Here is a 20585-nt window from a genome sequence, read left to right as displayed (position 1 = left end):
CTTGTGATCAAGAGACAGCCGTATTGGGAGCCATTTTTGTTTTTAAGAAGACTGATTTGTTGAACGTTTTCAGTCGGCCAACTCGGGCTCAGCTAACTCCTGAACACAAGCACGGCTGATGTCTTCATCAATGTAGGCCATACCGAGTTTATTGAGGTAGTCCATGCGATCAGCAGTGCGAAGCTCGATGTCGGGGCCTGCAATGTTATTGGCTTGATAAATTTCAGTGAGGTGAGACATGAATTGCTCGCCCACACTCATCATCAATAGACTCATTGCTCCTACGTCCGGTCTTACTTTGGCACGTTGCTTTTCAGATAAGTTTACCGCTAATACGATAGGCTGTTCTTCACCTTCGAAGCGAACGCCTCGCTCACGAACGGTTTGTTGAGCCCAGTAATATGCCAGTTCTTTGCTCTGGGTGAGAAACACTGGCTCAACCGATTCGGTGTAGTTGTTGCCGATGGTCGCCATAGTTTTTGAAGCTGCTTCGTTGAGCGCTTTGTCTCCAGAACGTTTTAAACCTTGGCCTTGAATAGAAGCCAATAAAGCGGAAGATGTGCCGTGATACCAAGTATCACCCGTCGCGAAACCATTCTCTGATAACAGTGTTTTTGCATCTTGTAGGTGTGTAGGTATTGAAGTCATAGGCACTCTCAAAAAATAAGAATCTTAACAAATAGGAATCTGAACAAATACGTATACAGTTAGCTTAAACAGAAGTTGTTCGGTTAACCGTGGTGTGGAACACAAATCTGAGGCTTTGAGATAAAGCTGGCAGTACAAGCTTTATCTCAAAGCCTTCCCCCGGATCTTACCTAAGTAAGAGAGAAGGACGGGGGAGGCTTTAGCGTTAGCGGTTAATCAAATTGATTAGACGTATTCGCTTCACCCGCGGCTTTTAGTGCATTCTCACCCGCGAAGTATTCTTTGTGATCATCACCGATGTCTGAACCAGACATGTTTTGGTGTTTAACACAAGCGATGCCTTGGCGTATCTCTTTGCGCTGAACATTTGCAACATAGCCCAGCATGCCTTGGTCACCGAAGTATTCTTTTGCAAGGTTGTCGGTTGACAGCGCTGCAGTGTGGTAAGTCGGTAGAGTAATCAAGTGATGGAAGATACCCGCTTCACGAGATGCATCCGCTTGGAATGTGCGAATCTTGTCATCAGCTCGTTTAGACAATTCAGTTTCGTCATATTCAGCACTCATTAGGCTAGCACGGTCGTAAGCTGAAACATCTTTACCTTCTGCTACCATCGCATCGTATGCTTGTTGGCGGAAGTTTAGCGTCCAGTTGAATGATGGAGAGTTGTTGTAAACCAGCTTCGCATTAGGGTGAACTTCACGTACGCCGTCCATCATCTCTTTGATTTGACCGATGTGTGGCTTCTCAGTCTCAATCCATAGTAGGTCAGCACCCGCGTTGATTGCTTCAATACAGTCGAATACACAACGGTCTTCACCAGTACCTTGGCGGAATTGGTATAAGCCTGAAGGTAGACGCTTAGGTCGAACTAGCTTGCCGTCACGGTTAAAGCAAACGTCGCCTTCTGCCATATCTGCAACATCGATCTCTTCAACATCTAGGTATGAGTTGTAGATATCACCTTGGTCGCCCGGCTCTTTCACTACTGCAATTTCTTTGGTTAGGCCAGCACCTTGAGAATCGGTACGAGCAACAATAACGCCGTTGTCGATGCCTAGTTCAAGGAAAGCGTAACGAAGTGCGCGAAGTTTTGCGTGGAAGTCAGCGTGTGGAACCGTTACTTTGCCGTCTTGGTGACCACATTGCTTCTCATCGGCAACTTGGTTTTCAATTTGTAGACAACATGCGCCTGCTTCAATCATCTGCTTAGCCATTAGGTAGGTCGCTTCTGCGTTACCAAAACCTGCATCGATATCGGCGATGATTGGCACCACGTGTGTTACGTGATTGTCGATTTTGTCTTGGATAAGGTCTTGTTGGTTAACGTCGCCCGCTTCACGTGCAGCGTCTAGCTCACGGAATAAACCACCCAGTTCACGTGCATCAGCTTGGCGCAGGAATGTGTATAGTTCTTCTACTAGGCCTGCAACCGATGTTTTCTCATGCATAGATTGGTCTGGAAGTGGACCAAAGTCTGAGCGAAGTGCTGCAACCATCCAGCCTGATAGGTATAGGTAGCGTCGGTCTGTCTTGCCATCAAAGTGCTTCTTAATAGAAATCAGCTTTTGTTGGCCGATAAAACCGTGCCAGCAACCTAGAGACTGAGTGTATTGAGAGCTGTCTTTATCGTAAGCCTCCATATCCGCACGCATGATATCTGCCGTGTATTGTGCGATATCTAGGCCTGTTTTGAATTTGTTTTGAGCTCGCATACGAGCAGCAGATTCAGCATTGATTGCATCCCATGGAGCACCTGCAGCGCTTTTTGCAACTTCTATCATTTCGATATCTTGTGTAATTTGCGACATAACTATTCCTTAGTTTCACGTGGGGTATGGTTGCCAAATTGGCTTGGATTAAAACTTTGCTATGGACAAAGAATAACCACGCATGTGATAATTTTGTTAATTTATAGTTATTATATTCGGTATTTTTCTTATGAATATTGCTCGTATAGACCTTAATTTACTTGTGTATTTAGACATGTTGCTACGTGAAAGAAACGTTACACGAGCGGCAAATCAATTAGGAATAACTCAACCAGCCATGAGTAATGGACTGCGCCGATTGCGTGATCTGTTTGAAGACCCGCTATTAGTGAGAACAAGTGAAGGGATGATACCGACCGAACGCGCGCACAAGTTGCAGCCACTGATTCGAAACATCTTGGCGAATGTAGAAAAGACACTCCAGCCGACCACAGAGTTTAATGCAGAAGACAGTGAACGCGTGTTTCGTATCATGGCGAGTGACTATGCAGAGTCGACCATTATTCAGCCGCTATTGAAAAAACTGAGCGAGATAGCACCGAAAATACGACTGGATATAATGACGCCAAGTGATGTGAGCTATCAGGATGTAGAGCAAGGTACCGTTGATATAATTATCAACCGATTTGACGATATTCCTCAGTCGTTTCACCAGATGAGCCTTTGGCACGACGGGTTTTCTTGTCTATTTAGTTGTGACAACCCGATAGCCGACAATTTCGATATTTTGTCTTATTTAAAGGCGCAACATATTTGGGTAAGTAAGACTGGTATGGGAACGGGAGTCGGGATAAACCCAAGCGAAGCACAAAAGCTTGGTTGGATAGATGAAGCACTAATGCGCATTGGTAAAACCCGTAACATCACGGTGTTTACGCGACACTACTTGTCGGCGATTCTCTTCGCACAACAGAAGAACCTGATCCTGACTATTCCTACCAAAGCCGCTCAACTGCAGCGCAATAACCCTAGATTGTTGATCAAGCCTGCGCCATTTGCGATTGAACCCTTTGAGGTGAAGATGGCGTGGAGTCCATTGTTACAAACCAATCCAGACCACCAGTGGATGCGTCGTTTGATTAAAAGTGTCGCTAACGAAATCGAGAGTGGAGTAACGGAATAACACAGTTTTTAGGGTATTTTTTATATGAATATCCAATATAACCGGCATAAATTAGCTAAATTCATGTCCGTTAAGTAAGTTTAAGTCAGTAAAGTAAATTTGAGCTAGTCACGAAAATTTATTGAGTAGCCATAAATTAGTTTGAGAGAGATTTTATGAGCAGTCGTATTCAACAGGGAAGCTTGAACATTGATAGCACCCTCTACCAATTAATTAATGAGCAGGTGATTCCTGGAACAGGCATTGTCGCTGAAGACTTTTGGCAATCATTTGCAACCATCCTTGAAGATTTGGCTCCAAAAAATCGCGCATTGCTTATCAAGCGTGAAGATCTTCAACATCAAATTGACGTTTGGCACCAAGAGCGTGCTGGGCAAACGCTCGATCCTGTGGAGTACAAACAGTTCTTACAGCAGATCGGTTATTTGGTTCCTGAAGGCGATGACTTTCAAGTGACGACAGCGAGCGTAGAGCCTGAGATCGCAACACAAGCAGGGCCGCAGCTTGTGGTGCCAATCATGAACGCACGTTTTGCACTTAACGCAGCCAATGCGCGTTGGGGCAGCCTATATGATGCGCTCTACGGAACGGACGTGATCAGTGAAAGTGATGGCGCGGAAAAGGGCGGAAGCTTTAACCCAGCCCGTGGCGCTAAAGTAGTGACTTATGCTCGCGAGTTCCTTGATGACGCAGCGCCATTAAACGGCGTCTCCCATAAAGACGTCACCAAATACAGCATCAGTAACGCTAGCATCGGCAATAAATTAATAGCGACACTCGATAACGGCGAAGAAGTCACTCTCATTGATAGCGACCAGTTCATTGGCTATCAAGGTGACGCAAGTTCCCCTTCGTGCATTCTTCTTAAACACAATAATCTGCACATCGAAATTCAAATTGACCCGAGCGCACCGATTGGTAGCGTCGATGTGGCGGGAATTAAAGATGTATTAGTCGAAGCCGCTCTAACAACCATTATGGATTGCGAAGACTCGGTTGCTGCAGTTGATGGTGAAGACAAAGCATTGGCTTACCGTAACTGGTTAGGCTTGATGAAAGGTGATCTGCAAGAATCACTAGAGAAAAACGGCAAAACTATTGTTCGTAACCTTAATCCCGATCGCCAATACACCAGCGTGACGGGTGGTGAGATTTCACTAAAAGGCCGCAGCATGTTGTTCATCCGTAATGTCGGCCACTTGATGACTAACCCTGCGATTATTGATGCCGAAGGTAATGAAGTGCCTGAAGGCATTATGGATGGCATGATCACTTCGTTAATTGCGATGCATGATTTAAAAGGCAACAGCGCGTACCAAAACTCGACTGCGAACAGTATCAACATCGTAAAACCTAAGATGCATGGCCCTGAAGAAGTCGCCTTTACTAATGAATTGTTTGGCCGTATTGAAGATGCATTAGGGCTAGATCGATTCACGATAAAAGTCGGCATCATGGACGAAGAGCGTCGTACTTCGGTTAACCTTAAAGAATGTATTCGTGCAGCTAAAGATCGTGTTGTGTTCATCAACACAGGTTTCTTAGACCGAACGGGTGATGAGATTCACACCAGTATGGAAGCGGGGCCTTTTGCTCCTAAAACACAGCTGAAAACCATGACTTGGATTGGCGCATACGAAGATCAAAACGTTGATCTTGGCTTAGCTTGTGGCCTGCAAGGTAAAGCCCAGATTGGTAAAGGTATGTGGCCAGAGCCGGATAATATGGCGAAGATGATGGACGCGAAAATCGGACATCCACAAGCGGGTGCCAATACCGCTTGGGTTCCTTCTCCAACCGCCGCGACTTTGCACGCGCTGCACTATCATAAGGTGAGTGTACCAAGCCGTCAGAAAGAGCTTCGTGAGCGAGTGAGAGCCAATGTTGATGATATTCTTACTATCCCGCTACTGGGCAACCAAAAGCTGACTGCGCAAGATATTCAAAGTGAGCTGGATAACAACACACAAGGTATTCTGGGGTACGTGGTTCGTTGGATTGATCAAGGCGTTGGTTGTTCGAAGGTACCTGATATTAACGATGTCGGCTTGATGGAAGACCGAGCGACGCTGCGTATTTCAAGCCAACATATTGCGAACTGGTTACGTCACGGCATTTGCGAGGAAGCTCAGGTAATGAAAACCATGAAGCGCATGGCCGCAGTGGTGGATGAGCAAAACGCTGGCGACCAGAGCTACCGTAACATGGCGCCTGACTTTGAAAACAGCATTGCATTTTCAGCGGCGTGTCAGTTGGTATTCGAAGGCTGTGCTCAGCCGAGCGGTTACACCGAGCCAGTACTGCACGCGATGCGTCTAAAACTGAAAGCACAGGAATAGCGAAGCAACCGAATAACAAAAATAGAGAATGTAAAATACTAAAAAAAGAAACCCCCTTTAACCGAGCCCAAGGTGCCGCGCTTTTATAGCGCGGCTTTTTTTTGATTCATTTTTGTGAAGGGAAAGGTGGAAAGTGGGTCAGGTTAGTGATCACTAAGACTTAATTATTTCCGAGCCCTAATCACTGCCAGAACTTAGTTACTACCAACCTTATTTTCCGCCAAAGCAAAGATACTTAATGTCCATGTACTCATCGATGCCTTCTTTCGCACCTTCACGGCCAATACCTGATTGTTTCACACCACCGAAAGGCGCGACTTCGGTTGAGATCAGGCCATCATTAATGCCGACCATACCGTACTCAAGCGCTTCTGCAATGTTCCACACTCGGTGGATGTTCTGACTGTAGAAGTAAGACGCCAAACCATAAATCGTATCGTTGGCCATCTCGATAAGCTCTTCGTCCGTGTCGAATTTCATCACAGGCGCGACTGGGCCAAAGATCTCTTGTTGAACGATGTCCATGCTGTGTTTTACATCTTTAAGAACAACAGGTTGAATGAAAAGCCCATTAAGTTCCTGAGTTGGCGTGACAGGCGTGGCACCTTGTTCAATCGCTCGGTTTACCAAAGCTTGGATGTTGTTCTTTGCGTTCAGGCTGACAACAGGGCCAATCGTGACACCTTCATCTAAGCCGTTACCAATCTTAAGCTGCTGAACCGCTTGATCGAATTTAGCCACAAACTCATCGTACACTTTACTGTGAACGTAGAATCGGTTTGCACAGACACATGTTTGACCTGCATTACGGAACTTCGACGCCATTGCCCCTTGAACGGCTGCATCGATGTCGGCATCGTCAAACACAATAAATGGTGCGTTACCGCCAAGTTCCATTGAGGTGCGTTTGATGCCTTGTGCGGCTTGAGCCATCAAAATACTGCCCACACGGGTCGACCCAGTGAAAGAGATTTTTTTGATAAGCGGATGCGAAGTGAATAGGTTGCCCACTTGTTCAGGGCTTTCACCAAGCACCACTTGAAGTAGATCTTTAGGGATACCCGCTTGATAAGCCAGTTCAACCACAGCAAACGCGGAAAGCGGTGTCTCATCCGAAGGTTTCACGACAAAGCTACAACCCGCAGCTAAGGCAGGAGCCGCTTTACGAGTGATCATTGCAATAGGGAAGTTCCATGGCGTAATCGCGCACGCCACTCCAATAGGCTGCTTGATGGTCACCAAACGTTTGCCTGCGACTGTGCTAGGAATGGAATCACCATAAGTGCGCTTTGCTTCTTCTGCAAACCACTCAATGAAGCTCGCGCCATACACCACTTCGCCTGCCGCTTCGGCTAACGGTTTACCTTGTTCAATCGTCATGATTCGAGCAAGGTCATTCTTGTTTTCGAGGATCAACTGGTGCCAGCGATGAAGTAGTGCAGCACGAGATTTAGCAGGGATTTTTGCCCACTCTTTTTGCGCTACATGAGCTCGTTCAATCGCGCTCGATAACTCTGTTTCTGATGATATCGGTGCGTGCCCGATGAGTTCACCCGTTGCTGGGTTTGTGACTGCAACTGCGTTGTTCGCTTCTGTCACCATAAAAGAGAGTAAGTGCTGGTTATCAATGTTTAGCATCGTGATTCCTTTGTCGTGATTACTTTAGACGTGTTGCTGATGTGCGGGTTGGCGAGTGTTCAGATCACTTCGACCAAATGTTGATTAGTCGCAGATTGTCGTTGTTAATTCGATAGTTTTGAAGCCCTTGTTTGCGCAAGCATTGTTTACCAAATCATGTCTATCAAAGTAGGTTTTTCGAAATCCATGATCAGCTAAGTCATGGACTTCGAAATTCTCTAAGAAAGTGTTTACTGCTGACTCCAATTATCAGCTTCGATTTTCGCCAGCGCTTTTGCTGCTTTTTGAAGTGCGGGCAAGAATTTTATTGCTTCGTCCGGTTTCACTCGAATCACAGGTGCTTGTATCGCTAGGCCTAGGTTTGATTGACCTGTTGGTGAGGGTATCAGCACAGCGATACAGACTAAGCCTGGTAAAAACTCTTCGTCATCAATAGCAAAACCTTGGATTTTCGCTTCTTCAATGTCTTTCTCTAGAGTCGAATAGTCGGTAATCGTGTTTACTGTGTATTGAGTCAGCGGCACATTTTCAATTAATCGTCTGCGCTGCGACTTAGACATATGAGCTAAAAACAGTTTTCCAGTAGCCGAGCAGTGCACGGGAACGCGAGAGCCGGGGTGCAGGTGAAAGCGAAGGGGAGCTTCAGTTTCGGCACGATCGAGATAGATGATTTCACCACTTGAAAGAGCGGTCAGGTTACAACTCTCACCGACTTCTGCTCTTAGATTTTCAAGGATCGTGCGTCGCGCGCTGTGCATGGTGCTATTCAAAAGTAGGTTTTCGGCAAGTTTTCTGAGTCGAATACCTGAGCTGTAGTGCTTTTCGTCGCCATCTCTTTGAATGATGCCTGCGGATTCTAATTGTTGCAGCATACGGTGCAAAGTGGGTTTCGGCAGTCCGGTTTCTTCGACGAGCCCTTGAAGGGAAATAAACTCGTCTTTTTGCGCTATCACCTCTAATAGTGCAAAAAGTCGGAGAGTGGGCGTATCTCCTTGAACTTGTGGTGTTTCTGTTTGCATACAGTGATTCATCCTTGCGATATGTCTATGTGTAAGAGTGTACATACCAAATCAATATTCTTCAATTATCTGAATAAAATTTGACCTTTTTTATTATTCCAATAATATAAATATAAATTATGGAACGATTAATCTCAATAAATGGAATTTTAAAAATGAAAGCAATTGAACGGATTATTGATAAGGCGCACCTAGATCGTAAGCGTGTGGTTTTGAGCGAAGCTGAAGATCCTCGTGTACTCAAAGCGGCACGATTAGCGATAGATAAACAACTCGCTTATATCACGCTAGTAGGCGACGAAAAGGCGATTATCGAAGCCGCTCAGTTGCATCATATTAACCTAGCGGGCATTCATATTGTTTCACCACAAACATCAGCACTTAAAGCTGTGTTGGCTGAACGTCTGTATGAGTTAAGAAAAGCCAAAGGCATGACTTATGAAGATGCATTGGAGAAGGTTAAAGACCCACTGATTTTTGCCAACTTGATGGTAAGGGAAGGGCTGGTCGACGGCACGGTTAATGGCGCGGTTTATACCACGTCTGATGTGGTGCGAGCTGCGTTGCAGATTATCGGCCCTGCACCAGACAGTGAATTGGTATCGAGCTTCTTTCTGATGATGTTGTGTGAGCCTTTCCATAATCTCAAAGGTGGCATGATTTTCAGTGATTGTGGTTTGGTGATTAACCCCAATGAAACCGAGCTTGCATCGATCGCAGTGGCGGCATCAAACAGTGCTCAAACGCTGTTGATGGAAGAACCGAAAGTGGCAATGCTCTCGTTTTCGACCAATGGCAGTGCCAAGCATGAATCGGTCGATAAGGTGCGTAATGCCGCCCAGTTAGTGAAGCTGCGTTGCCCGGGAATAGCGGTTGATCAGGATGTTCAACTCGACGCGGCGATTGTGACTGAAATTGCGGCGAAAAAACTGCCCGATTCCGAGGTGAAGGGTGAATCTAACGTGTTGATATTTCCCAACTTAGAGGCTGGCAACATTGGTTACAAGCTTGCTGAAAGGCTAGGCGGTGCAGTCGCGATTGGTCCGTTGTTACAAGGGCTGAATCAACCAGCGAATGACTTGTCCAGAGGCTGTAGTGCCGAAGATATCTTTAATGTCATTGCCGTTACCGCGGTACAAGCGCAGCAAGGGAAAGCATCTGACTCCAAGGCTGACTCTAAGGCTGACTCTGAAGCTGATGTTGAAGAAAGAGAAGAGTCGGAGTTTGAATTCCGGTATTAACACTCGTTGCTTAAACTAATGCGGAATCTTGCACTCATATTTACCCCCAAATAACCTAATTAGGATAGCTAATGGAGTTACCTGTTTTACTCGCCATTCTTGCCACCATTGCGGTAGGTACTTATTTCCAAACTGTCACTGGATTTGGTCTCGGTATCATTGTGATTGGGCTAACGGTCAGCCTTAATTTGGTATCCCTACCCGTTATAGCCGCTGTGGTCAGTATTGTGACCTTGTTCAATTGCTTGGTGGCGTTGATGGGTAAGCCACTGCTTGGGGAACTCAAGATTCTGGTGGTGTTAGTCATCGGTATTATTCCCGGCGTATCGATGGGCGTGTACTTGCTGGACGCGTTGAGCGAGTCGGCAACCCAAATCCTACGAGGGCTATTGGGTGCCATGGTGTTGTTCGCTGGTTTGAGCTTTATGTTTAAACCTAAAACTAGAACGGTCCGTTCGACAACCGTATCTTTCCTTGTCTCAGGATTTAGCTCTGGGTTAGCGGGGGGATTATTTGGGATGGCAGGTCCACCGATTGTTTATCATCTCTATCGGCAACCTTTTTCGCTCGATCTGGTGCGAAGCACACTGCTGATGGTTTTCGCTTGTACGTCGATGTCCCGTACTGTCAATGTCTACGCTGCCGGCGACATGGAAGCGAGCATACTGTGGTTATCCGCTATTGCAGTCCCTTTGGTGGCGCTTGTTACTATGTTTGCTCGGCGTTTCCCACCGCCGCTGTCCAATGATCAACTCAGAAAGCTGGTGTTTGTTGTTTTAATGTTGATTGGCGGGTATTTGATGGCTGTCTCTGCATGGTCGTTGCTTGGCTCTTCGTAAAACTATTCTCGACAAAGGAGGCTAGTGATTCGCTAGCCTAAGCTTCCCCGTTTAAACACGCTTTAGCATCTCGAAGATACTCCTAGATAATCCAAATAAGCAACTCTCCTGCACATCTAAGGTGATGTTACTGCGGTAGTACGGGCTTAAATCGACGCCCATTCCCACACCATGAATCTCGATATGGTTTTTGTTTGATTCACGCTCGATCACTTGTTTTAGATGGTTATCCAAATAGAACTGATCGTTGGCTGTGCTGGTGGCAGTATCCATCGGGCAGCCGTCTGAGAACACAACCAAAACCTTTCTTTGTGCGGTGTGCTGCTGCAATCGATGACTCGCGAACTGAACCGCTTCGCCATCAATCCCTTCTTTAAAGATGTCGGCTTTACGAAGACTCGCAATGCCAAGTCGAGAACGTCTCCAATGGGTATCAAAATCCTTAAACACGATGTGCCGAACTTCGTTTAAGCGGCCCGGGTGCTTTGGTTGGCCTTGTTTAAGCCACTGCCGATAAACTTTGCCACCGTTCCAGTTATTGGTAGTGAAGCCAATAATCTCAAATGGAATGTTGGCCAGTCCAACGGATTTGAGAATTGTATCCATCAGTAGGCTTAGCTTTTGACTGTGCTTTTGCATTGAGCCTGAGCAGTCCATCAAAAACGTGATAGCACATTGATGAGATGTACCGATGTCAGGCTGATAAAAGACAGTGCGATCTAATGGCGATGTGACGAGCTTGGTGATGGTGGTGGCGTTAACAATGCCTTCTTCTAAATGATCCTGACGTCGGTTCGTTTGTGGCGTGGCAACAAAGCTAGTGAGCATCGCGGCGAAACGGCGAGTGTTGACTTGTCTCGCCATGATGTCATCGGTGAGCTTTTGTCTCAGTTCGAGTAATAGGGCGCGCCTGACGAGTTTGTCTGCCGCGATGACTTGATCAAATTCTGAATTAAAAACCTGATAATTCGCGCCCGAAAGCTCGAATACCTTGCTACTGCCTGTGATGTCGGTATCGACTTCTTCATCTTGAATGTCACCATCCACAATCAAGGCAAGCTGCGCAAGGATCTTGATGTCTTCTTCAACGGTTGGTGTGGGTGAGTTATCACTTTCCTGTTCTTGGATGATTAACTCTTGTGCAAGGGCTGCAAGCTCATTGGCACTGTGTGCAAACTGTTCTTGGTCTGTTCTATGTTGCTTTAAGCGTTTAAAGCTGTGACCGAAGGTAGGCACGATGCCGGCGCGAGTCGATTCAATGGTCTCAGCAATCGGCTCAGAAACTGGAACACCGGTTAAGCGGGTGTGGATAACCTGCATCAATGTGAACAGCAGCATGCCTATTCGTGATTCGGTAAAGCCATTTTGATGATATTGGTTGCTCCAATACGCAAAGTTGAATTGGATGCTGGTGGTCACGCCTTTTAGATAAGGCGGGACTTGAGATTCAATTCGGACCTGTTCGCAGAAGTCGTAAAGCAGACGTTCTATTTCGTTTTGAGGGCGTAGTGAATAGTGGAGGTCAGCGTCTGAAAGCAATAATCGCAGTGCCGATGAATCGATCTTGCCCTGCATCGATAGCTTGCTGTTTTTTAGCTCGTGGCGAGAAACAAAGGTGAGATCGTTAGTATGCGCAGACTGATAATAACAGGGGCTATTACCGTTATAGAGACGCTCTCCCCGATAATTCAGGTTCAATTCACCACTGATCGCTCTAGCGACAGACACACCAAGGTCGAGGATCTTTTTCTGCTGAGAAGAAACATTGGCCATGGTTTACGACTCCGACTGCGCATAACTCTGAGTAGGCGTTTCTAGGGCCTCACCAAAGCAGCGGAAGTAATATTCGCTTACCAACTCTTTCTCTTCATCTTCACAACGGTTTAGGAATGAAAGCCTAAATGCCGTGGCTACGTTATCGAATATTCGGATATTTTCGGCCCATGTGATCACTGTACGCGGAGACATTACCGTCGACAGATCGCCTGCTCTAAAACCATTTCGTGTTAACCCAGCAGTTGCGATCATTTTCTCAACTAACTGCTGACCGATTTCACTGTTCATCTCTGGGCGCTTGGATAACACGATCTTAGTTTCATGTTGTGGATCTAAATAGTTAAGCGTGGCGATGATGTTCCATCGGTCAAGTTGGCTATGGTTAAGCACCTGAGTACCGGAATACAAACCCGAGAAATTACCCAAACCAAGTGTGTTACAGGTAGCAAATAGGCGGAAAGAAGGGTGAGGCGTGATCACTCGGTTTTGCTCTAAAGAGGTGTATTTGCCGTCTTGCTCTAAGAGTTGTTGAATCACAAACATTACATCAGGTCGTCCTGCATCGTATTCGTCTAATACCAGAGCTATGGGTTGCTGGATACTCTGTGGAAGAATGCCTTCTTTAAACTCTGTCACCTGCATTCCATCTTTAATGACGATGCTATCTTTGCCAATGAAATCCAATCGGCTTAAGTGCCCATCTAGGTTGATCCTCAAACACGGCCAATTCAATCTCGCGGCAATTTGTTCAATGTGAGAAGACTTGCCCGTCCCGTGCGTACCTTGTATCAAGGTGCGACGATTGGAAGTGAACCCCGCCAATATGGCCAGCGTCACTTCAGGATCAAAACAGTAGTTAGGATCGATTTTTGGCACATACTCTCCCGCATGTTCAAACGCCATCACCGTTAGGTTGCTGTCGATGCCAAAGCGTTCTTTCACACTTACCGGTTGCGTTGGTACCAATTCCGCCTCTTTCATCATATTTCCCTTTATATAGCTCATCACTTGTCGCTGCTATCGCGATATGTCATCGATTATTAACAGCTCCGGTTAAGTTAACGGCACTTTTTGTACGAAAAACTACCAATAATGTGATCCAGTTTTATTAATTAGAATGAATTATTCCAATTTAATATAAAAAGTTGACGCGCAAAAATTCCACTACTAAGGTGAAAATGAGTTCGAAAAAAGAGACAATTCATTCCGAAAAATGAAATTTTGATTAACTCAAGGAGAATGGAAGAATGAGCGAGCAAGAAAAACGTACGGTTGTTTCCGGCACAGTAACAATGACACCATCAGAAGCGTTCGTTGAAACTATGGTTGCTAATGATGTTACCGACATGTTCGGCATCATGGGGTCAGCATTTATGGACGCAATGGATATCTTTGCTCCTGCTGGCATTCGATTGGTCCCAGTAGTACACGAGCAAGGCGCTGCCCACATGGCAGATGGTTACTCTCGTGTATCTGGTCGCCACGGTGTGGTTATCGGGCAGAATGGCTCAGGTATCAGTAACTGTGTAACAGCAATTGCAGCTGCGTTCTGGGCACATAGCCCGGTCGTGATTGTGACGCCAGAGACAGGCACTAAAACAATGGGCTTAGGTGGTTTCCAAGAATGTAACCAGCTTCCAATGTTCCAAGAGTTTACTAAGTATCAAGGACACGTAACGCACCCAGATCGTATGGCGGAATTCACAGGTCGATGCTTCGACCGTGCGATGAGTGAAATGGGTCCGACTCAGCTGAATATTCCACGTGACTACTTCTACGGTGAAACTCAAACCGAGATCCCTAAACCCGCGCGTTTAGACCGTGGTCCAGGTGGTGAGAAATCTCTGAATGAAGCAGCAGACCTGATTGCTGAAGCGAAATTCCCAGTCATCATTTCTGGTGGCGGTGTGGTCATGGCAGATGCAGTTCAAGAGTGTGCAGCGTTGGCAGAAAGACTAGGTGCACCTGTAGTGAACAGCTACCTACACAATGACTCTTTCCCTGCTAGTCACCCATTATGGTGTGGTCCTTTAGGCTACCAAGGTTCGAAAGCAGCAATGAAATTGATGGCTCAAGCGGATGTGGTTATCGCTTTGGGTACACGTCTTGGTCCATTTGGTACCTTGCCTCAACATGGCATGGACTACTGGCCGAAGAACGCGAAAATCATTCAGATTGATGCAGACAACAAGATGCTTGGTCTGGTTAAGAAGATTTCGGTTGGTATCTGTGGTGATGCAAAAGCAGCAGCGGTTGCTCTATCTGAAAGATTGGAAGGCCGCGCACTGTTGTGTGATGATAACAAAGGCGCTCGCCAAGATACAGTCGCAACAGAGAAAGCACTTTGGGAAAAAGAGCTTGATGAGTGGACACACGAACGTGACTCGTTCAGCTTGGATATGATTGAAGAAAACTCACACGAGACTCCGTTCTCTGGTGGTGAATACCTTCACCCGCGCCAAGTATTGCGTGAGCTAGAAAAAGCGATGCCAGAAGACGTAATGGTCTCAACCGATATCGGTAACATCAACTCGGTGGCAAACAGCTACTTACGCTTTGAAAAACCACGCAGCTTCTTTGCAGCAATGAGTTTCGGTAACTGTGGCTACGCGTTCCCGACCATTATTGGTGCGAAAGCGGCAGCACCTCATCGTCCTGCTATCTCTTATGCAGGTGACGGTGCGTGGGGTATGAGCTTGATTGAGACCATGACATGTGTTCGTCATAACATTCCAGTGACAGCCGTGGTATTCCACAACCGTCAATGGGGTGCAGAGAAGAAGAACCAAGTCGACTTCTACAACCGACGCTTTGTTGCTGGTGAACTGGATAACCAAAGCTTTGCAGAGATTGCACGAGCAATGGGTGCTGAAGGTATCACGGTTGATAAGCTTGAAGATGTAGGTCCAACCTTGCAAAAAGCCATCGACATGCAGATGAACGAAGGCAAAACAACCATCATTGAAATCATGTGTACTCAGGAGTTGGGCGACCCGTTCCGCCGAGATGCACTATCAACACCGGTTCGTTTCCTAGATAAATACAAAGATTACGTATAAGTCATAGGAAGTTTGCCCGGCCGCAGATATCTCGAGAGTGTTAGAGAAAGTGCTATCGAGAATGTGGTCGGGCAATACCAACGGGTATTGGCAAAGGACTTAGGTGAAGAACGTAAACGCTTAGTTCAATAATTTCCAGTTAAACATTAGAACACTAATTAAATGTTCATTAGGAAAATAAGTGGTTATAGCTATATAAACTTTGTTACTCGTTATTATTAATCGACCATTAACTCATAGCTACTTAGTGAATGGTTTTAATACTGATACTTGTTTATGAAGATATATACTTATTATCATTTTAGAAAAATACAATAACGACACTCGTTGACTATTGGTCAATCGCTATCATTGGTTGATTTTTATCATCGATTGATAGGGTTGTTGATATTTGGATTTTACCGGATTTAAATTAAGTGAATCGTAGTATGCATGTTGTGAAAAATAAACATTATATAAGCTCACTCGAAGAGCTGTATAAAATAATCGATTCACTTATTACAGAGTGTAGTGGGCATCGTGGTTTGATTTATAACGTGTGTGATTATGAAAATAATAACTTGATGCCAAGCTTAGGTCGCTCAAATCGAAAGAATATTCGCCGTGTCGAACAAGAGCTTCTTTCGACCGTGAGAGTTTATGGCGGGCATTCGTTGAGTGCACACGAGATAAACGATTGGTTATTGATGTGTTTAGCCAAGAAACAGGGGTTTCCAACCCGTTTACTTGAGTGGACAGATAACCTGGTCAATGCGTTGTGGTCTGTGTGTCATAGCCAAAGCAAAGATTGTATCAATATTATTAAATCCATTGATTATCATAAGGTTAGTGTTTTTAACTCACCATGTGACCTGAATAGAACTCAGATATTCAATGTGGCTGATTGTGATCAGCAAGAGCAACGAAAAGATAAGTGGTATTCCATTCACCCATTTAAGGAAGGTGGCAATGATGCCATTCAGCCTTTGTACGATGAGAAAGAATATTCAAACGGTCTAGTGTCCGTTCATATTCTTCCATCAGCGAAAGTAAACCTGATAAAGGAATTAACCTCCATGAATGTTTTAAATGAACCGACAGAATATATTGAAGAGAAACTGGCTGATTTGAAAAATGAAGCCCATGTAGATAACAATCAAGCAATTAATAAAGGTGAGGGTAATATCGAATTACAAGTTAATACTCATGATCGCCAGCTTGAGCAGTATGGCCGAAAGTACCATCAAGATTTTGATTTCGACTAAAGTCTAATATTTCTACTGATTTTATTTAGAGCTCATATAAATCTAGTGATTACGAGATAAATAAAATTAGAACACTAATTAATTTATAAAAAGATGAAATCTGTGAGCTTAGAGATTGTTTATAACCTAACTCGAAGTTAGAATGATGAATCTTGTTATCAAATTGTTAAATTTTCACAGATCTAGTTTAAACACTCTAATAAAAAAGTGGCGCAAAGCTACTGAAATTTAAACCAATAACGAAAACATAAAGGATTCTGGAATATGAATATGCAAACCAATGCATCGACATTCGTGCTGGAAAACCAAGTCGACACCGCCTTTTTACAGTCTTTTAGTGATGCATGGAATAACCATGATATTGAAGCGCTAATGTCGTTTATGACCGAAGACTGTGTCTTCCACACCGTGGCAGGAGAAGGCGAACTTGGAAACACTATCGAAGGGTACGAAGCCGTTCGCAATAGCTTTGAATTGGTTTGGCAGAACTTTCCAGATGCAGCCTGGAGCGATCCTGTCCACTTTGTGTGCGGTGACCGCGCGGTGAGTGAATCAACGTTTTCTGCTACGAACCCGGATGGCAGCATCATCGAAGCTCGCATGGTCGACGTGTTTACTCTGAAAGATGGAAAAATCAGCGTAAAAATCTAAGCCCTGACGATAAGCCAATTCTTACTGAGATGTTAAATCGAGCCAAAGAAAATGGTCGTGGCGTTTACACCTATCGATGGTTAAATCCGCTGTCGAGCAAAGTGGAAACTAAGCACACTTACTATCGAGTTATCGACAATAAGTTGGTTGGGGTGGGTTATTACACAAATTCAAACAATACGTAAACGCGTTTCTACGGAACCCTCAACCCAGTTAAATAAAGGGCTGGGGGCTCGAAATGCCGGTTTGTGTAAAAAAGCAATTTAGTAAAATTCACACTGTGTAATTTTTGTTGTGAAATTGTTTCAAAAATAACAGTAGTATGAAAAACATGGAAACCACACAGTAAAGAACAATTTTGAAAAGGGTCAATTGGGATGTTTGACCTTAATGAAATTTAAAGCCGTACGAGGGATAGACTATGAATATGCTGACACTAGACAAAACAGAACTTCACAGAAACCATTCAACTTTTATTGCTGAAGCTGTCTTTGCCGTCGAAATGGTGAAAGCAGACAAGCAACTCGAAAAGCAGAAAATGGCGAAACAGTTGCTTGATACTCTATTCCCTCTCGAGTCTGGTTCTCACGAAGATGTAGTGAGCTACGAGATTGACTACCGACACGTTCAGGTTTATTTCAAAAATGGTGAACACACAGGTTTGAAACGCGCTAAACACTTTGTGGCTTACACAGGTGATAAATCTAAGCCTTCAGCAATCCTATTCCGTGATGAAAGCGGTACGCACGTTGAAGTGACAATCGGTGCTCGTAAAGGCACTGGCCGCCTGGAGTTGGTTGATATTCAAGATATCCAATTAGAGACGTGCACCACGTTTGGTCAAACTGAGGCCAGCCGTTCTTCTGGCATCCGTCACTGGGTGAGCTTAGTAAAAGGCGATGAAAGTGGCCGCCCGAATGCATCAAGTGAAGACAAAGAGTTCACTGCGAAAAATGGTGAAGACTATAACCTAGGTTTTTGCTTCGCAATCTAACGAACTGTCTTTGAAATGTGCAGTGCTGATCTGTGAGACGCAGCGCTGACATTTGAGCACTGATTTCTCTTTTACCTTTGGTAACTTTCCCCGCCCCTATAGCGGGGCTTTTTTATTAGAGCTATAAGTAAATTGGGTGATTATTAAAATTATCTGCAAAAAGTTTGGATGTGATTTTACGGTGCGCCATTTTAATTTAAATTGTTGTATTTGAAGGTTTTTATTCTTTTGTTTTATTCTTTTTTTATTGGGTTAACTATCACTATCAACGGTGGTTTGGGTGACTATTGAGCTAAAAATCAGTCAAAATGCTTTGAGCTGTGCTATAATGTTGGCCTTGGGATTGAGCCAGTAAGTCCATTTATCACTAACTATTGTGATTTTTATTGCCTTTTATTTAGGCGATGCGGCGAGCCAATCAAGTAGTAGTTGGATATGGAGAGCGTCCTTATATTCGTTGAATCGGATATGCGAACATCATAATTTATGAGTTTTAAATCAAAAAAGTACAGTATTGATTCTACTGACTATCAAGTTGGTCAAGACAACGTCAGTAAATGGGGCATGGATGTCCATAACACAGTTTTCGTAGCCTCAGTTGGCTTATCTCTTCTCTTCATCATCACTCTTCTTGCTCTTCCTCCTGCAGATGCTAAAGCTGCAATTGATTCTATTAAGGGTGCTGTTCTATCAAAGTTTGACTTCCTGTTTATGTGGGGAGCTAACATCATGCTAGCGTTTGCTGTTGTTCTTGCTTTTTCACCGTTGGGTAAAATCCGTTTAGGTGGCGAAGACGCGACGGCGGACTATTCAATGTCATCTTGGATTGCGATGTTATTCGCAGCAGGTATGGGTATTGGACTTATCTTCTGGGGTGTTGCAGAGCCAACTGCGTTCTTCACTAACTGGTTCGGAACGCCATTAGACGCAGAACCTTTCACAGCCGCTGGTCGTGAACTGGCGCTAGGCGCAACCGTATTCCACTGGGGTTTTCATGCATGGGCTATCTATGGCATGACGGCGCTTTGTCTGGCGTACTTTGTTTATAACAAAGGCTTACCGCTATCAATGCGTTCTGTGTTTTACCCAATTCTGGGTGAGCGTGTGTGGGGCAAAACTGGTGATGTAATCGATGTACTAACCGTACTGGTTACTCTGTTTGGCCTTGCGACTTCATTGGGCTTAGGTGGTACACAAGCAGCAAGTGGTATTAGCCACGTGTTCGGCTTGGAAAACAACATCTTCCTTCAGCAATCTATCATCGTTCTGATCATGGGCTTGGCGATCATCTCTGTACTACGTGGTATGGACGGTGGTGTTAAGTTCCTAAGTAACCTGAACATGGTTATTGCATTCATATTCCTTGGTCTTATCGCTGTATTGAACTTCACAACTGTGCTTGATTCAATGGCAACGGCGGCAACGGGCTATGTGAAAAATATCGTAGCTTTGAGCCAAAGTGCGGGTCGTGAAGACACAACATGGCTGCATGGTTGGACTGTGTTCTACTGGGCATGGTGGGTAGCGTATGCACCTTTCTTCGGTATGTTCGTAGCGCGTATTTCTAAAGGCCGTACGGTTCGTGAATTCCTACTTTGCGTATTGATTATCCCAACATTGGTGACTTCAGCTTGGATGTCTATCTTCGGTGGCGTAGCTATCGAGCAAGTGATTAATCAGGTGGGGCAACTTGGCCTCGACCAAGGCATTACAGATGTATCTCTAAGCTTGTTTTACATGCTAGATGCTTACTCGTTCGGTAGCATTCTGTCTGTTCTCGCAGTCGCGCTGATCATCGTGTTCTTCGTTACAACGTTGGACTCAGGTTCTATCGTTATCGATGGCATGACGGCGGGTGGTAAATTAGAAGTGCCAGTGAAACAGAAAGTCGTTTGGGCGGTTATCTCAGGTGCTATCGCGATGGTGATGCTGTGGATTGGTGGTACTCAATCAATCCAAGCTCTGCAATCTATTACGATTATTGCAGCACTGCCGTTTACGATCATTCTTTTGATTGGTTGTGTGAGCTTGTTGAAAGGCCTACTGACAGAAGTCGGTAAAGGGCAAGAAACGGTTACTCCGGCCACTAAGTAAGTACCTCTAGATAGGAACTTACTCTAATCAGCAGATTCAAAGCTCCCTTGCACCGCGTGCAGGGGAGCTTTTTTATGCCGTAGAAGACATCAGCGAAAGAGAAACAAAAAAGAGCCACAAGTGAGTAGTGAAGTGACCCCGTAAAGTT

15 protein-coding genes and 1 pseudogene are annotated in these 20585 nt (G+C 45.0%); 10 read left to right on the top strand and 6 right to left on the bottom strand.

Features of this window, described 5'->3' with window-relative positions:
* Positions 1-69: 69 nt before the first annotated feature.
* Complete coding sequence (locus tag AB4375_RS19805) at positions 70-648, bottom strand: hypothetical protein (RefSeq protein WP_017067975.1); 579 nt, start codon at positions 646-648, stop codon at positions 70-72.
* A 212-nt stretch (positions 649-860) separates the two neighbouring features.
* Positions 861-2459, bottom strand: a complete 1599-nt coding sequence (locus tag AB4375_RS19800; RefSeq protein WP_017059981.1) for an isocitrate lyase — start codon at positions 2457-2459, stop codon at positions 861-863.
* A 130-nt stretch (positions 2460-2589) separates the two neighbouring features.
* Here AB4375_RS19800 and AB4375_RS19795 point away from each other — a divergent pair, with 130 nt between their 5' ends.
* Together AB4375_RS19795 and AB4375_RS19790 are read left to right on the top strand one after the other, a co-directional pair.
* Complete coding sequence (locus AB4375_RS19795; RefSeq protein WP_009845781.1) at positions 2590-3543, top strand: LysR family transcriptional regulator; 954 nt, start codon at positions 2590-2592, stop codon at positions 3541-3543.
* 155 nt (positions 3544-3698) lie between these two features.
* Positions 3699-5882, top strand: coding sequence for a malate synthase G (locus AB4375_RS19790; protein WP_136981763.1), 2184 nt, complete (start codon positions 3699-3701; stop codon positions 5880-5882).
* Positions 5883-6092: 210 nt separating this feature from the next.
* Here AB4375_RS19790 and AB4375_RS19785 read toward each other — a convergent pair whose 3' ends face one another.
* The gene (locus tag AB4375_RS19785; protein ID WP_372052379.1) at positions 6093-7520 is read right to left on the bottom strand and encodes an NAD-dependent succinate-semialdehyde dehydrogenase; all 1428 of its coding nucleotides are present in this window, start codon (positions 7518-7520) and stop codon (positions 6093-6095) included.
* Positions 7521-7750: 230 nt separating this feature from the next.
* Positions 7751-8539, bottom strand: coding sequence for an IclR family transcriptional regulator (locus AB4375_RS19780; protein WP_372052378.1), 789 nt, complete (start codon positions 8537-8539; stop codon positions 7751-7753).
* Between the two features lie 155 nt (positions 8540-8694).
* Between AB4375_RS19780 and pta the strand changes: the two genes are divergently transcribed.
* Together pta and AB4375_RS19770 are read left to right on the top strand one after the other, a co-directional pair.
* On the top strand, positions 8695-9780 hold the full coding sequence (gene pta, locus AB4375_RS19775; RefSeq protein WP_372052377.1) for a phosphate acetyltransferase: 1086 nt from the start codon (positions 8695-8697) through the stop codon (positions 9778-9780).
* 71 nt (positions 9781-9851) lie between these two features.
* The gene (locus tag AB4375_RS19770) at positions 9852-10619 is read left to right on the top strand and encodes a TSUP family transporter (RefSeq protein ID WP_372052376.1); all 768 of its coding nucleotides are present in this window, start codon (positions 9852-9854) and stop codon (positions 10617-10619) included.
* A 51-nt stretch (positions 10620-10670) separates the two neighbouring features.
* Here AB4375_RS19770 and AB4375_RS19765 read toward each other — a convergent pair whose 3' ends face one another.
* Both AB4375_RS19765 and AB4375_RS19760 read right to left on the bottom strand, forming a co-directional pair.
* Positions 10671-12392 carry a cobaltochelatase CobT-related protein gene (locus tag AB4375_RS19765; RefSeq protein ID WP_372052374.1) on the bottom strand — a complete coding sequence of 574 codons (1722 nt, stop codon included), beginning with the start codon at positions 12390-12392 and terminating at the stop codon, positions 10671-10673.
* Positions 12393-12395: 3 nt separating this feature from the next.
* The gene (locus AB4375_RS19760; protein ID WP_372052373.1) at positions 12396-13379 is read right to left on the bottom strand and encodes an AAA family ATPase; all 984 of its coding nucleotides are present in this window, start codon (positions 13377-13379) and stop codon (positions 12396-12398) included.
* A gap of 263 nt (positions 13380-13642) precedes the next feature.
* Between AB4375_RS19760 and xsc the strand changes: the two genes are divergently transcribed.
* The 6 genes and pseudogenes from xsc (at position 13643) to AB4375_RS19730 (ending at position 20437) form a co-directional block, all read left to right on the top strand.
* Positions 13643-15454, top strand: coding sequence for a sulfoacetaldehyde acetyltransferase (gene xsc, locus AB4375_RS19755; protein ID WP_372052372.1), 1812 nt, complete (start codon positions 13643-13645; stop codon positions 15452-15454).
* A gap of 428 nt (positions 15455-15882) precedes the next feature.
* Positions 15883-16698 (top strand): FRG domain-containing protein, encoded by an 816-nt coding sequence (locus tag AB4375_RS19750; protein ID WP_372052370.1) that lies wholly within the window; start codon positions 15883-15885, stop codon positions 16696-16698.
* Between the two features lie 264 nt (positions 16699-16962).
* Positions 16963-17349 carry a nuclear transport factor 2 family protein gene (locus AB4375_RS19745; protein ID WP_372052369.1) on the top strand — a complete coding sequence of 129 codons (387 nt, stop codon included), beginning with the start codon at positions 16963-16965 and terminating at the stop codon, positions 17347-17349.
* Positions 17343-17534 (top strand): annotated as a pseudogene (locus tag AB4375_RS19740) (cache domain-containing protein); the annotation flags it as partial. The gene AB4375_RS19745 and the pseudogene AB4375_RS19740, both read left to right, overlap by 7 nt.
* Before the next feature lie 236 nt (positions 17535-17770).
* Positions 17771-18343 carry a malate synthase gene (locus tag AB4375_RS19735; protein ID WP_017059967.1) on the top strand — a complete coding sequence of 191 codons (573 nt, stop codon included), beginning with the start codon at positions 17771-17773 and terminating at the stop codon, positions 18341-18343.
* 486 nt (positions 18344-18829) lie between these two features.
* Entirely contained in the window at positions 18830-20437 is a 1608-nt protein-coding gene (locus AB4375_RS19730) for a BCCT family transporter (RefSeq protein WP_171732749.1), read from the top strand.
* Positions 20438-20585 lie beyond the last annotated feature (148 nt).

The organism is Vibrio sp. 10N.261.51.C6 (genome assembly GCF_041471785.1).
In the GTDB taxonomy this organism is placed as follows: Bacteria; Pseudomonadota; Gammaproteobacteria; order Enterobacterales; family Vibrionaceae; genus Vibrio; species Vibrio crassostreae_C.
This window is presented reverse-complemented; position numbering and strand designations above follow the sequence as displayed.

Bases quoted from the DNA above. Each gene is read 5' to 3' on its own strand.
- AB4375_RS19805 (WP_017067975.1), bottom strand. From the start codon at position 648: ATGACTTCAATACCTACACACCTACAAGATGCAAAAACACTGTTATCA.
- AB4375_RS19800 (WP_017059981.1), bottom strand. From the start codon at position 2,459: ATGTCGCAAATTACACAAGATATCGAAATGATAGAAGTTGCAAAAAGC.
- AB4375_RS19795 (WP_009845781.1), top strand. From the start codon at position 2,590: ATGAATATTGCTCGTATAGACCTTAATTTACTTGTGTATTTAGACATG.
- AB4375_RS19790 (WP_136981763.1), top strand. From the start codon at position 3,699: ATGAGCAGTCGTATTCAACAGGGAAGCTTGAACATTGATAGCACCCTC.
- AB4375_RS19785 (WP_372052379.1), bottom strand. From the start codon at position 7,520: ATGCTAAACATTGATAACCAGCACTTACTCTCTTTTATGGTGACAGAA.
- AB4375_RS19780 (WP_372052378.1), bottom strand. From the start codon at position 8,539: ATGCAAACAGAAACACCACAAGTTCAAGGAGATACGCCCACTCTCCGA.
- pta (WP_372052377.1), top strand. From the start codon at position 8,695: ATGAAAGCAATTGAACGGATTATTGATAAGGCGCACCTAGATCGTAAG.
- AB4375_RS19770 (WP_372052376.1), top strand. From the start codon at position 9,852: ATGGAGTTACCTGTTTTACTCGCCATTCTTGCCACCATTGCGGTAGGT.
- AB4375_RS19765 (WP_372052374.1), bottom strand. From the start codon at position 12,392: ATGGCCAATGTTTCTTCTCAGCAGAAAAAGATCCTCGACCTTGGTGTG.
- AB4375_RS19760 (WP_372052373.1), bottom strand. From the start codon at position 13,379: ATGATGAAAGAGGCGGAATTGGTACCAACGCAACCGGTAAGTGTGAAA.
- xsc (WP_372052372.1), top strand. From the start codon at position 13,643: ATGAGCGAGCAAGAAAAACGTACGGTTGTTTCCGGCACAGTAACAATG.
- AB4375_RS19750 (WP_372052370.1), top strand. From the start codon at position 15,883: ATGCATGTTGTGAAAAATAAACATTATATAAGCTCACTCGAAGAGCTG.
- AB4375_RS19745 (WP_372052369.1), top strand. From the start codon at position 16,963: ATGAATATGCAAACCAATGCATCGACATTCGTGCTGGAAAACCAAGTC.
- AB4375_RS19735 (WP_017059967.1), top strand. From the start codon at position 17,771: ATGAATATGCTGACACTAGACAAAACAGAACTTCACAGAAACCATTCA.
- AB4375_RS19730 (WP_171732749.1), top strand. From the start codon at position 18,830: ATGAGTTTTAAATCAAAAAAGTACAGTATTGATTCTACTGACTATCAA.